This is a genomic window from Caldimonas sp. (genome assembly GCF_046289365.1).
Taxonomy (GTDB): domain Bacteria; phylum Pseudomonadota; class Gammaproteobacteria; order Burkholderiales; family Burkholderiaceae_C; genus Caldimonas.
The window spans coordinates 1-14,902 of sequence record NZ_JBKBVU010000072.1 but is presented as its reverse complement, the minus strand read 5'-3'; the positions used below and the strand labels follow the sequence as shown (position 1 = coordinate 14,902).

Annotated in this window: 12 protein-coding genes and 1 pseudogene; 9 read left to right on the top strand and 4 right to left on the bottom strand. The window is 69.8% G+C overall.

Annotation, left to right across the window (positions count from 1 at the left end; genetic code table 11):
* Nucleotides 1–715, bottom strand: a 715-nt coding sequence (locus tag ACK42S_RS09205; RefSeq protein ID WP_409706022.1) for an ANTAR domain-containing protein, incomplete at its 3' end; no start/stop codon positions are given.
* A gap of 318 nt (nt 716–1,033) precedes the next feature.
* On the opposite strand from ACK42S_RS09205, the gene ACK42S_RS09200 reads away from it, so the two are divergent.
* Complete coding sequence (locus ACK42S_RS09200) at nt 1,034–2,302, top strand: MFS transporter (RefSeq protein ID WP_409706019.1); 1,269 nt, start codon at nt 1,034–1,036, stop codon at nt 2,300–2,302.
* Nucleotides 2,303–2,344: 42 nt separating this feature from the next.
* On the opposite strand, the gene ACK42S_RS09195 is transcribed toward ACK42S_RS09200, so the two are convergent.
* A complete protein-coding gene (locus ACK42S_RS09195) occupies nt 2,345–4,054 on the bottom strand; it encodes a bifunctional protein-serine/threonine kinase/phosphatase (RefSeq protein ID WP_409706016.1) in 1,710 nt (569 codons plus the stop codon).
* A 167-nt stretch (nt 4,055–4,221) separates the two neighbouring features.
* On the opposite strand from ACK42S_RS09195, the gene nirB reads away from it, so the two are divergent.
* The 5 genes from nirB to cobA are packed head-to-tail and all read left to right on the top strand — an operon-like array spanning nt 4,222 to nt 11,633.
* On the top strand, nt 4,222–6,669 hold the full coding sequence (gene nirB / locus ACK42S_RS09190; protein ID WP_409706013.1) for a nitrite reductase large subunit NirB: 2,448 nt from the start codon (nt 4,222–4,224) through the stop codon (nt 6,667–6,669).
* 19 nt (nt 6,670–6,688) lie between these two features.
* The gene (gene nirD / locus ACK42S_RS09185) at nt 6,689–7,045 is read left to right on the top strand and encodes a nitrite reductase small subunit NirD (RefSeq protein WP_409706010.1); all 357 of its coding nucleotides are present in this window, start codon (nt 6,689–6,691) and stop codon (nt 7,043–7,045) included.
* Complete coding sequence (locus tag ACK42S_RS09180) at nt 7,042–9,852, top strand: molybdopterin-dependent oxidoreductase (RefSeq protein WP_409706007.1); 2,811 nt, start codon at nt 7,042–7,044, stop codon at nt 9,850–9,852. Before nirD ends, ACK42S_RS09180 begins: the two co-directional genes overlap by 4 nt.
* Before the next feature lie 43 nt (nt 9,853–9,895).
* Nucleotides 9,896–10,846 (top strand): DNA-binding protein YbiB, encoded by a 951-nt coding sequence (ybiB, locus tag ACK42S_RS09175; RefSeq protein WP_409706004.1) that lies wholly within the window; start codon nt 9,896–9,898, stop codon nt 10,844–10,846.
* Entirely contained in the window at nt 10,830–11,633 is an 804-nt protein-coding gene (gene cobA / locus ACK42S_RS09170; RefSeq protein WP_409706001.1) for a uroporphyrinogen-III C-methyltransferase, read from the top strand. The genes ybiB and cobA overlap by 17 nt, the downstream gene beginning before the upstream one ends.
* On the opposite strand, the gene rhtB is transcribed toward cobA, so the two are convergent.
* Nucleotides 11,614–12,243 (bottom strand): homoserine/homoserine lactone efflux protein, encoded by a 630-nt coding sequence (rhtB, locus tag ACK42S_RS09165; RefSeq protein ID WP_409705998.1) that lies wholly within the window; start codon nt 12,241–12,243, stop codon nt 11,614–11,616. The two genes, cobA and rhtB, sit on opposite strands and share 20 nt — an antisense overlap.
* Nucleotides 12,244–12,314: 71 nt before the next feature.
* Here rhtB and ACK42S_RS09160 point away from each other — a divergent pair, with 71 nt between their 5' ends.
* The 3 genes from ACK42S_RS09160 to ACK42S_RS09150 all read left to right on the top strand — a co-directional run bounded on the left by ACK42S_RS09160 (nt 12,315) and on the right by ACK42S_RS09150 (nt 14,474).
* On the top strand, nt 12,315–13,523 hold the full coding sequence (locus tag ACK42S_RS09160) for an NAD(P)/FAD-dependent oxidoreductase (protein WP_409705995.1): 1,209 nt from the start codon (nt 12,315–12,317) through the stop codon (nt 13,521–13,523).
* Between the two features lie 162 nt (nt 13,524–13,685).
* Nucleotides 13,686–13,898 carry a 30S ribosomal protein S21 gene (rpsU, locus tag ACK42S_RS09155; protein ID WP_019559597.1) on the top strand — a complete coding sequence of 71 codons (213 nt, stop codon included), beginning with the start codon at nt 13,686–13,688 and terminating at the stop codon, nt 13,896–13,898.
* 129 nt (nt 13,899–14,027) lie between these two features.
* Nucleotides 14,028–14,474: a GatB/YqeY domain-containing protein gene (locus ACK42S_RS09150; protein ID WP_409705992.1), complete on the top strand. Its 447-nt coding sequence runs from the start codon at nt 14,028–14,030 to the stop codon at nt 14,472–14,474.
* A gap of 167 nt (nt 14,475–14,641) precedes the next feature.
* Here ACK42S_RS09150 and ACK42S_RS09145 read toward each other — a convergent pair.
* Nucleotides 14,642–14,821 (bottom strand): annotated as a pseudogene (locus ACK42S_RS09145) (hypothetical protein); the annotation flags it as partial.
* Nucleotides 14,822–14,902: the final 81 nt, after the last annotated feature.

Here is a 14,902-nt window from a genome sequence, read left to right as displayed (position 1 = left end):
GCGCCGCCCAGGCCGATTGCACCGCAGCCAACAGGTCGCCGAAGCTGGCGGCCGACAGATGACGTGTCAGCAACGCCAGGTTCTCGTCGATGCGCTGCACGGAGGCCACCAGCCTTGCCTGGCTGTCCTCGGCCTCGAGGCCGCAGGCCCGCAGGGCATGGAGCTTGACCAGGCGCTGCGAGAGCATGCGCAACTGACCGGCCCGGTTGACGGCCTCGCCGTGCCGGGCAGCGTCGATCAGATCGCGCGCCACCAGGCCGACGCGCCGGTTGGCCTGCATCGACGAGCGCCGCAGGACCCGGAAGGCTTCGTCCTCGCTCATTTGGGTGGCCCGCATCAGCAGGCCCTTGGCGCGGTCGACCAGCTTGCGTTCCTCGAAGCGCTGCCGCACGGCCGCAAGCTCTTCACGCAAGGTCCGCTCTTGCTCGAAGCGCAGCCGGGCCAGCGCCCATTCGGTGCGCAGCCGCTCGCGTGCATAGGCCTGCACCACACAGCCGTGCACCCCGGCCTGCAGCGCGCGGGCCAGGCGCTCCACCTCCGCGTCGGCCGTGTACAGCAGCACTGGGCGAGGCTCGGTGTCACGCAGGCGTTCCAGCGCCTGTACACACGCTTCGTCGAGGTGTGCCGCCCAGCCCACCACCCCATCCGGTGCGAGCCGCACCGCCTCGCGCACCAGCATGTGGCAGCCGGTGGCACCAAGCACGTGAAAGCCCATGGCGCCCAGATCGGCCTCGAGGGTGGCGCAGCGCAGCGGGTCCTCGCCCAGAACGAGGATGGAGACAGGGCGGCAGGCAGTGGCGTTCAGGGCGAGACTCCGGACAGAGGCACACCCTGGGCGTCTAGCAAGCTTCGCACCCGCCGCGGCACGGGTCGTCCAGCACCCGCCCTGGCACGGATGTTGCTGAACCGCCGCAGGGTGCAACGCCGCACCCGGACCGTGCACCGCACCGCCGGTCCTGCGCATGATGCTGTGCGCAACGCAGTGCCTCCCTTCCCGCCGGCCCGCAGGGCTGCGGGTTCACCGAGGCTCGTCATGTCCGGCTCCACGACTTTCCTGAAATCCGGCCACTGGCCGACGCTGTTCGCGTCCTTTCTCTATTTCGACTTCTGCTTCGCCATCTGGGTGCTCAACGGCGCGATGGGCCCGTTCATCGGCGAGAGCTTCCACCTCACGCCAGCACAGCAGGGCTTCATGATCTCGGTGCCCATCCTCGCCGGTGCGCTGATGCGCTTCCCGCTGGGCGTGCTGGCCCAGTACATCGGCCGCAAGAACGCCGCGATGGTGGAGATGGGCCTGATCGTGCTGGCCCTCGTCTACGGCTACTTCTTCGTGGACCGCTACGACCGCGTGCTGGCCATGGGCGTGCTGCTGGGCATCGCCGGGGCCAGCTTCGGTGTGGCGCTGAGCCTGGGCAGCGGCTGGTATCCGCCGCGCTACAAGGGGCTGGCGATGGGCATCGCCGGGGCGGGCAATTCCGGCACGGTGCTGGCCGTGCTGTTCGCCCCGCCCCTGGCCACGCACTTCGGCTGGCAGACGGTCTACGGTCTGGCCGCCCTCACGATGCTGCTGCCCATGGTCGTGATGTGGTGGGCCGCCAAGGAGCCGCCCGACCGTGAGCGCCAGACCCTGCGCGAGCACGTCTCCTGCCTGTTCGAGAAGGACGGCTGGGCCTTCAGCCTGATCTACATCGTCACCTTCGGCGGCTTCATCGGCCTGGCCAGCTTCCTGCCCACCTACTTTTACGACCAATTCAAGGTGACCAAGGTGGAGGCCGGGCAGCTCACGATGTTGGCCACGCTGATGGGATCGGCCGTGCGGGTGGTGGGTGGCTACGTCTCCGACCGCGTGGGCGGCGTGACCACGCTCACCGGTGTGCTGCTCATCGTCAGCGTCACCCTGGTGCTGTGCGGCTTCGCCGGCGGCTCGGTGGTGGTCACCACCTTGCTTTTCATGCTGTGCTTCGCCGCCTTGGGGGCGGGCAACGGTGCCCTGTTCCAGCTCGTGCCTCTGCGCTGGCCACTCACCACCGCCGTCGCAGGCTCGATGATCGGCGAGATCGGGGCCCTGGGGGGCGGCTTCCTGCCCAATGCGATGGGCGTGTCCAAACAGTATGCCGGCACCTACCTCTGGGGCTTCGTCTCCTTCGCTGTGCTGTCCCTGGGCCTGCTGGTGATGCTGCGCATCGTGCAGATCCGCTGGACGCGCACCTGGGCTGAAAGAGGAGGCCGCGCGCGCACGGTCCCCGTCGAGGCCGCGCCCCAGGACTACGGGCGCGCCGAGCTGCGCGGCATGGCAAAGTGAGCGGAGCCGGCGATGAGGACCTCCCCTCCCCCCCGGCAGCTTTCAGCGTGGCAGGAAAAGCAGCCACACGATGAGCAGCCCATTGAAGAGCAAGGAGACCGCCAGCGCGATCTTCCACAGCGCGGCCGGATCGCGCGCCACCAACGGCGTGGGCGGCTGCGCCGGCAAGGGCCGCGAGGCCCCGCGCTCAAGCGCCAACGCGAACTCCTCGGCCGTCTCGAAGCGCTGGCGGCGCTCGCGCGCCACGGCCTTGAGCACCACGTGGTCCAGCCAGACGGGCACATCCGGGCGCCACTGCGAAGGCGGGCGCGGATCGTGGCGGAAGCGGGCGAGCTGATAGGGCTCGACCTCGCCATAGGGCAGCCGGCCGGTGAGGGCCTGGTACAGCGTGACCCCCAGCGCGTAGAGGTCGCTGGCGGCGTCGGCCGGCAGCGGGTCGTCCGGCAACCACTGTTCGGGATTGATGTAGCTGGGCGTGCCCGCGTGCAGGCTGCGCGCGGCCTCGGGCTCGCGTCCCGAGACGGCCACGCCCAGGTCGAGCAGCCGCCACCGGCCGTCCTCGCCCCGGTGCACATTGGCCGGTTTGACGTCCCGGTGGATCACGCCTTGGCGGTGCAGTCGCCCCAAGGCCCCCAGCACCGCACGACCGGCCTCCACGACCTCTGGCACGCCCAGGGGCTGCCCCCGGGCCATGAGCTGCTCCAGGGTTTGGCCGCCATGCCAGTCATACACCACGTAAAAGGCGCTGGGATCGGCCAGGTCGTGGACCTGCACCAGGCCGCTGGATCGATCGCGGGCCACGCGGCTGCCCAGCCAGGCCTCGTGGGCCAGCATCGCACGCTCTTCGGGGTCGCTCGCCCGGGCCTCGTGCAGGGTCTTGATCACCACCAGGGCCTGTGTGCTGCGCTCACGCGCCTGGTAGAGACGGTGCACCCCGTTGTCGGCCAGCACCGCGGTGACGGTGTAGCCGTCCAGCGTGTCACCGACCCGCAAGCGGGGCGGCACCGGCAGGCGGCGGCCGCGCAGCAACAGGTCCTCCAGGCGACCGGCCGCGAGCCCGGCCACACGGATCACCAGCGCCGTGGCGTTGTCACGGCTGCCGGCGGCCAGGGCAGCACGCACCAGCGCTTCGCTGGCCGCCTGGGCCGACCCCTCGCGCGCCAGCGCCGCCAGGTCGCGCCGGCGCAGCACCCCGTGCACGCCATCGCTGGTGAGCACGAAGACATCGCCGCGGTGCAGCTCGCCCTGGCTGTAGTCGACACGCACATGGTCGTCCAGACCGATCGCGCGCGACAGCGCATGGCGCAGGTCGGGATGATCGACACTGTGGTCCTGCGTGAGCTGGACGCACTCGCCTTCGCGCAGCAGCCAGGCCCGCGTGTCGCCCACATGGGCCAGCGTGTAGCTGTGTCCGCGCAGCACCAGTGCCGTGAGCGTGCACATGGCCGCTGCCTGCGCGCTGCCGCGCCGATTGTGACCGGCCAGCCAGGCGTTGTGTGCGCCGATGAGCCGGTCCAGCGCCACCGTGGTGTCCCAGGTCTCGGGCACGGCATGGAAATCCTGCACCAGGCTCATCACCGTGGTCTGCGCCGCCAGCCGGCCCTGACCTGCGCTGGCCACGCCGTCGGCCACGGCCGCGATCAGGCCGCGCATCTCGTCCGAGGGCGCCGGCTGCATCACCGCGGCGAAGTCCTCGTTGTGCTCACGCGCCCCGCGCTCGCTGGCATGGCCGATGTCGACGTCGAAACTCATGGATGCAAGGGCGCACGGGCGCCAAAGAAGGACGGCTCGGCACTGTTGCCCAAAGCGCGTCGCCACGCAAGCCCCGCAACGGTGCACACCGGCGGCTGCGGTCCCTCGCGTCGTGGCATCCCCCTTGCTATTTCTGCCCGGGCAGGCTCATTGATGGAGTTCGGCAAATGAAGAAGATGAAACTGGTGATGGTGGGCAACGGCATGGCCGGCGTGCGCACCCTGGAAGAGTTGCTGAAGATCGCGCCCGATCTCTACGAGATCACGGTCTTCGGTGCCGAGCCGCACCCCAACTACAACCGCATCGCACTGTCGCCGGTGCTCGCGGGCGAGCAGACGCTGGAGGAGATCATTCTCAACCCGGTGTCGTGGTACCAGGACAACGGCATCACCCTGCATCTGGGCAAGAAGGTGGTGGAAGTCGATCGCAGCCGCCGCATCGTGCGCGCCGAGGACGGCACCGAGGCCGCCTACGATCGCCTGCTGCTGGCCACCGGCTCCAACCCCTTCATCCTGCCGGTGCCAGGCAGGGATCTCGATGGCGTGATCGCCTACCGCGACATCGCCGACACCAACGCGATGATCGAGGCGGCTGCGAAGTACCGGCATGCCGTGGTGATCGGCGGCGGCCTGCTGGGCCTGGAAGCGGCCAACGGCCTGATGCTGCGTGGCATGCAGGTCAGCGTGGTGCACATCGCGCCCTGGCTGATGGAGCGTCAGCTCGATGAGGTAGCCGGCAGAATGCTCCAGAAGTCGCTGGAGGCACGGGGGCTGAAGTTCCTGATCGGTGCCCAGACCCAGGCCCTGATCGGCGGCCCCGACGGGCGCGTCATGGCCGTGCAATTCAAGGACGGCTCGGAGGTGCCGGCCGACCTCGTGGTCATGGCCGCCGGCATCCGACCCAACACCGAACTGGCCGAGCGGATCGGCCTGCACTGCCACCGCGGCATCGTCGTCACCGACACGATGCAGACCGTCACCGACCCGCGCATCTACGCAGTGGGCGAATGCGCCTCGCACCGCGGCGTGGCCTACGGCCTGGTGGCCCCGTTGTTCGAACAGGCCAAGGTCTGCGCCACCCATCTCGGACAGTTCGGCATCGGGCGCTACCTGGGCTCGCAGGTGTCCACCAAGCTCAAGGTCACCGGCATCGACCTGTTCTCGGCCGGTGACTTCATGGGCGGGGAAGGCACCGAGGAGATCGTGATGAGCGACCCCTACGGCGGGGTCTACAAGAAGCTCGTGCTCAAGGATGACAAGCTCGTGGGCGCCTGTCTTTATGGCGACACGGTCGACGGCTCCTGGTACTTCAAGCTGCTGCGCGAGGGGCGTCCCGTCCACGACATCCGCGACCGGCTGATGTTCGGAGAATCGAACATCGGCGACACCGGCCACGAAGGCCACAACAAGGCCGCAGCCATGGCCGACAGCGACGAGGTCTGTGGCTGCAACGGCGTGACCAAGGGTGCCATCTGCAAGGCCATCAAGGACAAGGGCCTGTTCACGCTGGAGGAAGTGCGCAAGCACACCAAGGCCAGCGCCTCCTGCGGCTCGTGCACCGGTCTGGTGGAACAGCTCCTGATGTTCACCGCCGGCGGCGACTATTCGGCCACGCCCAAGAAGAAGGCCCTGTGCGGCTGCACCGACCACAGCCACGAGGAGGTGCGCCAGGCCATCCGCACGCCGCTGGCCGACGGCAGCAAGCTGCTCACCATCGACGCGGTGATGCGCCACCTGAACTGGCGCACGCCCAACGGCTGCGCCACGTGCCGGCCGGCGTTGAACTACTACCTCCTGTCCACCTGGCCCAAGGAGGCCCAGGACGACCCGCAATCGCGCTTCATCAACGAACGCAGCCACGCCAACATCCAGAAGGACGGCACCTACTCGGTGGTGCCGCGCATGTGGGGCGGAGAGACCACCGCCGACGAGCTGCGCCGCATCGCCGACGTGGTGGACAAGTACAAGATCCCCACCGTCAAGGTGACCGGAGGCCAGCGCATCGACCTGCTGGGCGTGAGAAAGGAAGACCTCGTCCACGTCTGGCGCGATCTCGGCATGCCCTCGGGCCATGCCTATGCCAAGGCGCTGCGCACGGTCAAGACCTGTGTGGGCAGCCAATGGTGCCGCTTCGGCACCCAAGACAGCACACAGATGGGCAAGGACCTGGAGCGCGCGCTGTGGCGCATGTACGCCCCGCACAAGGTCAAGCTTGCCGTCAGCGGCTGTCCGCGCAACTGTGCCGAGGCCGGCATCAAAGACGTCGGCGTGATCGGCGTCGACTCGGGCTGGGAGATCTACATCGCGGGCAACGGTGGCATCAAGACCGAGGTGGCGCAGTTCCTGGTGAAGGTGCGCACGGCCGAGGAAGTGCTGGAAGTCAGCGGCGCCTTCTTGCAGCTCTACCGCGAGGAGGGCTGGTACCTCGAGCGCACCTGCCACTATGTCGGCCGTGTGGGCCTGGATTACGTGAAAAAGCGCATCCTCGACGATGCCGAGGGTCGCCGGGCCCTGTGGGAGCGGTTGCAGTTCTCGCTGGACGGCGAGCCCGATCCGTGGTTCGAGTTCGACAAGGCCAAGGTCGACACCCGCCAGTTCGAGGCGCTGAGCGCCTGACCCCAAGGAGGAGCCCCACATGACTCAATGGAAACCCATCTGCCACGTCGAGGACATCCCCCGGCTGGGCGCACGCCGCGTGCAACGCCCTGTCGGCGGCGCGGTGGCGGTCTTTCGCAATGCCGACGACCAGGTCTTTGCGCTGCTCGACCGCTGCCCGCACAAGGGCGGCCCGCTGAGCCAGGGCATCGTCTTCGGCACCAGCGTGGCCTGCCCGCTGCACAACTGGACCATCGGTCTGGACGACGGCTGCGCCCGGGAGCCCGACCAGGGCTGCACACAGCGGTTCACGGTGAAGATCGAATCCGGCCAGGTCTACCTCGACGTGGACGAGCTGAACACCCTGGCCCTGGACGAGGTGAAGGCAGCGGCATGACACAGGCGCCGGTCCGGCACACGCGCTCCACCTGCCCCTACTGCGGGGTCGGCTGCGGCGTGATCATCGAGTCGCAGGGCGAGCAGATCATCGGCGTGCGCGGCGACCCCGAGCATCCGGCCAACTTCGGCCGGCTGTGCACCAAGGGCAGCACCCTGCACCTGACCGCCAGTGCGCCGCTCATCGCGCACACCCGGCTGCTGCGACCGATGCGCCGGGCCCACCGTGGGCAGGCACCGCAGGCCATCAGCTGGGACACCGCGCTGGACGAAGCCGCCACCCGCTTTGGCGACATCATCGATCGCCACGGCCCCGATGCCGTGGGCTTCTACATCTCGGGCCAGCTCCTCACCGAGGACTACTACGTCTTCAACAAACTGGCCAAGGGCCTGATCGGCACCAACAACATCGACACCAACTCGCGCCTGTGCATGAGCAGTGCGGTGGCGGCCTACAAGCTGACGCTGGGCGCCGATGCACCGCCCAACTGCTACGAGGACGTCGACCATGCCGAGGTGATCTTCATCGTCGGCTCGAACACGGCCTACGCCCATCCCATCCTGTTCCGGCGCATCGAGGATGCCAAGCGCGCGAACCCGCGCCTCAAGATCATCGTGGCCGATCCGCGCCGCACCGAGACGGCCGAGTTCGCCGACCTCTACCTGCCCATCCAGCCCGGCACCGACGTGGCCCTGTTCCATGGCATGCTGCACGTGCTGCTGTGGGAGCAGCTCACCGACCCGGCCTTCATCGCGGCCCACACCCAAGGCTTCGAGACCCTGCGGCGCCGCGTCCTCGACTTCTCTCCCCGGGAGAGCGCCCGGCTGTGCGGCATCGAGACGGCCGCGCTGATCGAAGCCGCCCGATGGTTCGGACAGTCCCGCGCCACGCTGTCGCTGTACTGCCAGGGCCTGAACCAGAGCAGCAGCGGCACCGCCAAGAACGCCGCCCTCATCAACCTCCACCTGGCCACCGGCCAGATCGGCCGCCCCGGCGCCGGGCCCTTCTCGCTCACTGGCCAGCCTAACGCCATGGGCGGTCGCGAGGTCGGCGGCCTGGCCAATCTGCTGTCGGCGCACCGCGACCTGTCCAACCCGCAGCACCGTGCCGAAGTCGCCCGCCTGTGGGGAGTGGCTGACGTACCGGCCACGCCGGGCAAGACAGCCGTCGAGATGTTCGAGGCCGCCGCCCGCGGCGAGATCAAGGCGCTGTGGATCGCCTGCACCAATCCGGCGCAGTCCCTGCCCGACCAGGCCACCGTGCGCACGGCACTGGAGCGCTGCGAGTTTGTCGTGGTGCAGGAAGCCTTCGCCACCACGGCCACCTGCGCCTACGCGGATCTGCTGCTGCCGGCCAGCACCTGGGGCGAAAAAGAAGGCACCGTCACCAACAGCGAGCGCCGCATCAGCCGCGTGCGGGCCGCCGTGGCGCCGCCCGGCGAGGCCCGTGCCGACTGGCGCATCGCGGTCGAGTTCGCCCACCGGCTCGAAGCCCGCTGGAGCGCGCGCCGCAACGGCCAGGCCACGCTCTTTCCCTACGACACCCCTGAGGCCATCTGGAACGAGCACCGCGAATCCACCCGCGGGCGCGACCTGGACATCACCGGCCTGAGCTATGCGCGGCTGGAGCACGAGGGCCCGCAGCACTGGCCCTGCCCCGAGGGCCAGGCCCCGCGCGCGCGGCTGTACGAAGACGGGTGTTTCCCCACGCCCGATGGGCGTGCGCGCTTTGCCGACGTGCCCTACACCCCCCTGGCCGAGCCACGCGATGCCCGCTACCCGTTCAGCCTGACCACCGGCCGGCTGCGCGACCATTGGCACGGCATGAGCCGCACCGGCCTGCTCGGGCGGTTGTTCGGTCATGTGAGCGAGCCCGCCGTGCAACTGCACCCGCAGGACATGGCGCGGCGTGGCCTGAAGGACGGCGACCTCGTCCATCTCACGTCCCGGCGCGGCTCCATCGTGCTGCCGGTCCAAGGCAGCGAGCAGGTGGGCCTGTCCCAGGCCTTCCTGGCCATGCACTGGGGCGAGGAGTTCCTCTCCGGTGCCAGCAGCACTGGCGAGCGCCTGGCCGGCGTCAATGCCCTGACCACCCCCGCCTTGTGCCCGACATCCAAGCAGCCCGAGCTCAAGCACGCGGCCGTCAAGGTGCTCAAGGCCGAACTGCCGTGGACCCTGCTCGCGGCCGCCTGGCTGCCGGTGGGCCAGGCCCATCGCGCCATCGCGGCCCTGCGCGAGCTGATGCCACGCTTCGCCTACGCCAGTTGCGTACCCTTCGGGCGCGAGCCCAGCGAACGCGGCGTGCTGGGGGTGCTCTTTCGGGCGGCCGCCTACGAGCCCCCCGGCGACGAGTGGCTCGCGCACATCGAGGAGGCACTCGGCCTGGCCGGCGCCGAGGTGCTGCGCTACGCCGACCGCCGCCGGGGCCAGCGCCGTGCGATGCGCCTGGTGCCCCGGGGGGATAGCCCCCAGGGCGCCCGGCTCGAAGCCTTCATGCTGGCCGGCGACACCCGCGCCGAGTCCTGGGTGCGCGCCCTGCTGCAAGACGAAGCGCCCGCCCAGGCCTATGGCCGCGCCCTGCTCGCGCCCGGCGCCAAGCCGCCGGCAACGCTGGCCCCGCGCAGCCGCCAGGTGTGCACCTGCCTGAACGTCACGGAAGGCGAGATCCTCGCCACCCTGGCGCAATGCCAGGGCAGCGCCGAAGACCGCCTGGCCCGTCTGCAGGCTGAACGGCGCTGTGGCACCCAGTGCGGCTCGTGCGTGCCCGAACTGCGCCGGCTGGTGCGCACCAGCCTGCAGGCCGCGTGACAATGGGGCCCCTGCCTGGATCGGACACCCGACACACGACCTCATGAGCATCGCCCCCTACATCAAGGAGATCGGCCGCGGCAAGGAAGGCGCCCGCTCGCTGAACCGCGAGCAGGCCCACGATCTGATGTGCCAGGTCCTCGACGGCCGGGTCAGCGACCTCGAACTCGGCGCCTTTGCCATCGCGATGCGCATCAAGGGCGAATCGGTCGAGGAGCTGGCCGGCTTCTTGCAGGCCACACGAGAGCGCTGCCTGCCCATCGCCCCCGGCCGCCCCCTGGTCGTGCTGCCGTCCTACAACGGCGCGCGCAAGCTGCCCAACCTCACCGCACTGCTGGCCCTGATGCTGTCGCGCGCGGGGGTGGCCGTGCTGGTGCATGGCATGCCCGACGACCCGGGCCGCGTCACCACCGCCGAGATCTTCAGCCATCTCGGCCTGGCGCCGGCCGAAACCCCCGGCGATCTGCAGCAACGCTGGGCCCGAGACGAGCCTGCCTACATCCGCACCGGGCATCTGTGCCCGCCGCTGGCGCGATTGCTCGACGTGCGCTGGGTCATCGGCCTGCGCAATCCCGGTCACACCGTGGCCAAGCTGCTCGACCCGGGCGAAGGCCTGCGTGTCGTGAACTACACCCACCCCGAGTACGGGGCCTTGCTGACGCAGTTCCTGCAGGCCACCGCAGCCCACGCGATGCTGCTGCGGGGCACCGAAGGCGAGCCCTTTGCCGACCCGCGCCGCACACCGCGCATGGACGTCTTCCTGGCGGGCCGGCCCCGCCCTGAGCTGGGGATCGCCGCGCGCGAGGGCGTGCTGACCGAGCTGCCGCTGCTGCCCGCCCAGTGCGATGCCGCCACGACGGCGCACTACATCCAGGCCGTGGTCAGCGGCGCGAGACCCACGCCGGTCCCGCTGCTGCGACAGGTGGAATGCCTCTTGCAAGCGCTGTCTGGGTCACAGGACACCAGGACTCCATCCCATGACCCATCGGCCTGACCCGCCCCGCGCCTGCCAGGCACCGCTCGTCACCCTGGTCGGCGCCGGCCCTGGCGACCCCGAACTGCTCACGCTCAAGGCCGTGCGGGCCATCCGCCGCGCCACCGTGCTGCTGGTCGACGACCTGGTCGGCGATGGCGTGCTGCGCCACGCCCGGCGCGGCGCGCGCATCGTGCCGGTGGGCAAGCGCGGCGGCTGCCGCTCCACCCCGCAAGACTTCATCGAGCGCATGATGATCACCGAGGCCCGCCGCGGCGAACGCGTCGTGCGGCTCAAGGGCGGAGACCCCTTCATCTTCGGCCGCGGCGGCGAGGAGGCCGAGCACCTGCGCGCCGCCGGCTTGCGGGTCGAGGTGATCAACGGCATCACCGCCGGCCTGGCGGCCTGCACGGCCCTGGGCGTGCCCCTCACCCACCGCCACCATGCTCATGGTGTGATTTTCGTCACCGGCCATGCCGGGGACGGGCGGTCCGACCTCGACTGGGCCCAGCTCTCGGCCACCGCCGCCCAGGGCTTCACCCTGGTCATCTACATGGGTGTGGCCCACCACCCGCGCATCGCCGAAGGGCTGCGCACCCATCTGCGCGGCGACACGCCGACGGCGGTGGTGCAGCACGCCACCCTGCCGCAGCAGCGCCATGCGGTGACCACGCTGGACGCCCTGGCCGCCACCGTGCAATGCGAAAACCTCGGCAGCCCGGCCGTGATCGTCGTGGGCGACGTGCTGCAAGGCTTGGCCGCCCTGCCCCGGCACGACGCCACCCCCCTCACAGCGGCTGCCGCTTGAACGCGGCCAACGCCGCCCCCATGCCCATCAGCACCCCGCCGAAACCACGGTTGAGCCAACGCACGGCATGCGGGGTGCGCAGCAGACCCTGCAGTCGCGCGGCCAGTGCCGCATAGCCGTGCATCACGATCACATCCACCACGCACATCGTGGCGGCCAGGATGGACAACTGCAGCAGCAAGGGTCGGCCCGGGTCGATGAACTGCGGCAGCACGGCCACCATGAAGACGATGCCCTTGGGATTGGTGGCATTGGTGAGGAGTCCCGTCAGGAAGCGCCGGCGTGCCGACAGCGGCGGCAGGCGTACCGCCCCCGGTGCGATCGCAGCGCTCGAACGCCATTGCTTCAGGCCCAGCCACACCAGGTAGGCCGCGCCGGCCCACTTCACCACGGTGAAGGCCGTCTCCGATGCCAGCAGCAACGCGCCCAGCCCGGCCCCGGCAATCACCAGCACGATCGTCAGCCCCACTTGCAGCCCGGCGATCGTCACGCTGGCCGAGCGCACCCCATAGGACAGCCCGTGGCTCATCGACAGCACGGCCCCCGAGCCCGGCGACAGCGCGATCGCCCAGCACGCGAAGAAATAAGCCCACCACACGTCCAGTTGCATGTCCCACTCCCGGCCCCACAAAGGCGTGAAATCCTGCCCCCCGATGGTAGCGTGGCCCTACACTGCGCGCCGTGCATTCCTATGACGTGGTGGTGATCGGCGCAGGCGCGGCCGGTCTGTTCTGTGCCGGCATCGCAGGGCAGGCAGGCCTGCGCGTGCTCGTGATCGACCACGCCGAGAAAGTGGCCGAGAAGATCCGCATCTCCGGCGGTGGGCGCTGCAACTTCACCAACCGTGACGCCGGGCCGGCGAACTTCCTGTCCGAGAACCCGCACTTTTGCCGTTCGGCCCTGGCCCGCTACACGCCGCAGGACTTCATTGCCCTGGTGCAGCGCCATCGCATCGGCTGGCACGAGAAGCACAAGGGCCAGCTCTTCTGCGACGAGTCCTCGGAAGACATCATCCGCCTGCTGCTGCGCGAATGCGAAGCCGGCGGCGTCACGCGCTGGCAACCCTGTCGCGTGGCCGCGGTGCGCCACGGCAGCGCCGGCTTCGAATGCGACACCGACCGCGGCACCGTGCGCAGCACCCGCCTGGTCGTGGCCACCGGGGGGCTGTCCATCCCCCGGATCGGCGCCAGCGACTTCGGCTACCGCCTGGCCCGCCAGTTCGGCCACCGCATCGTCCAGACCCGTCCCGCCCTGGTGCCACTGACCTTCGACGGCGAGGTCTGGGCGCCCTTTTCCGGGCTGGCCGGCGTGGCCCTGCCCGTGAGCATCCGCACCGGAGAAGGCCGCGCGCAGGGCCACTTCGACGAGGACCTGCTCTTCACCCACCGCGGCCTGAGCGGCCCGGCCGTGCTGCAAATCTCCAGCCACTGGCGGGCAGGCCAGCCGCTGACGATCGACCTGTGCCCCGGCCTGGACCTGGCCGCGGCCCTGCGCAACGCCAAGCCCGGGTCGCGCCGGCAGCTCGCCACCGTGCTGGCCGAACACCTGCCCCAGCGCCTGGCTGAGGCCTGGCTGCACGCGCTGGGGATGGACGGGGCCCGGGCGCTGGCCGACACCCGGGACCGCGACCTCGCCGTCTTGGCGCAGCGGCTGCAGTCCTGGCAGCTCCTGCCCAGCGGCACCGAGGGCTACCGCAAAGCCGAGGTCACGGCCGGGGGCGTGGACACCCGCGAACTCAGCTCGCAAACCCTGGAAAGCCGCCGCATCCCAGGCCTGCATTTCGTCGGGGAGGTGGTGGACGTGACCGGCTGGCTGGGCGGCTACAACTTCCAGTGGGCCTGGGCCAGCGCCGCCGCCTGCGCGCGCGCCATGGCCGCCGCCATGCCTTGAGCTGCAGGGCGGGCTGCTTTGCAAAGCAGCCCGGGCTGGCTATAATCATTGTCTTTGCTGGCAAACCGTGCGTCTTCGGCCTTGGCCGTACACCAGGGCGCCCATGGGTTCGGACAGGGCCTCAGGGCGAGGCGCCAAGAGATTCAAGGATCCGCATTCTCAATGACTACCATTCGCGTCAAAGAAAACGAGCCGTTCGACGTGGCCCTGCGCCGCTTCAAGCGCACCATCGAAAAGCTGGGCCTGCTGACCGAGCTGCGTGCCCGCGAGTTCTACGAGAAGCCCACGGCCGAGCGCAAGCGCAAGAAGGCAGCCGCCATCAAGCGCCACTTCAAGCGCGTGCGCAGCATGCAGCTGCCCAAGAAGCTGTACTGAAGAAGCCCGGCAGCGGCTGCCCCGTCGTGCAGCCCGGCTTGACCCAAGCCCGCCTGGGGACGCCCGGCGGGCTTTGTGCTTTCTGGCCTGATCGCGGCATACTTTCCTTTGCTTCCACCCAAGACCCCCATGAGCCTGAAGGACCGCATCTCCGACGACATGAAGGCCGCCCTGCGCGCCAAGGACAGTGAGCGCCTGTCGACCATCCGCATGCTGCTGGCTGCCATCAAGCAAAAGGAAGTCGACGAGCGCATCACCCTCGATGACGCCGCGGTCATCGGCATCATCGACAAGCTGATCAAGCAGCGCAAGGACGCCGCCGGGCAGTATGCCCAGGCCGGGCGCACCGACCTGGCCGACAAGGAAAACGCCGAGATCGCCGTGCTGGAGGCCTACCTGCCCCAGCGCCTGAGCCCCGAAGACATCGCGGCGGAAATCGGGCGCATTGTGGCCGAGGTGGGCGCAGCCGGCCCGGGCGACATGGGCAAGGTCATGGCGGCCGCCAAGGCCGCCTTGGCCGGCCGCGCCGACATGGGCCTGGTGTCTGCCGCCGTCAAGCAAGCCCTCAGCCGGTGAACGGCGCACAAGGAGTCCCTGCCATGTCCCTGCCTGTCCAAGCCATCGCCCCCGACGTCTGCGTCGCCCCCCAGCTCGAACCCTCGGCCATGGCCGAGGCCGCGGCCGCCGTACTGCCGGCAACGCTCGTCGAGGCGGGTCCGCACCCGTTCCTGCAAGCCGGCGCGGTCGGCGGTGAGCAGTTCGACGAAGCCGCGGTCGGAGATTTCCTCGCGCAGGGCGGCCTCGGCCATGGCCCGCAACAGGAAGGCCGGCTCCTTGACCTCGAAGTGGAAGACGCGCGGCTCGGTGATCGTGTAGCGGACGCTGGCCAGAAGTTCCACGAGGTTGCCGTCGCCGGTGATCATGACGGCCTCGTCCTCGACCAGGCGGACGATGTCCTGGTGGGCGGCGGTCCAGGTGCCGGGGCTGACCGCCAGCTCGCGCAG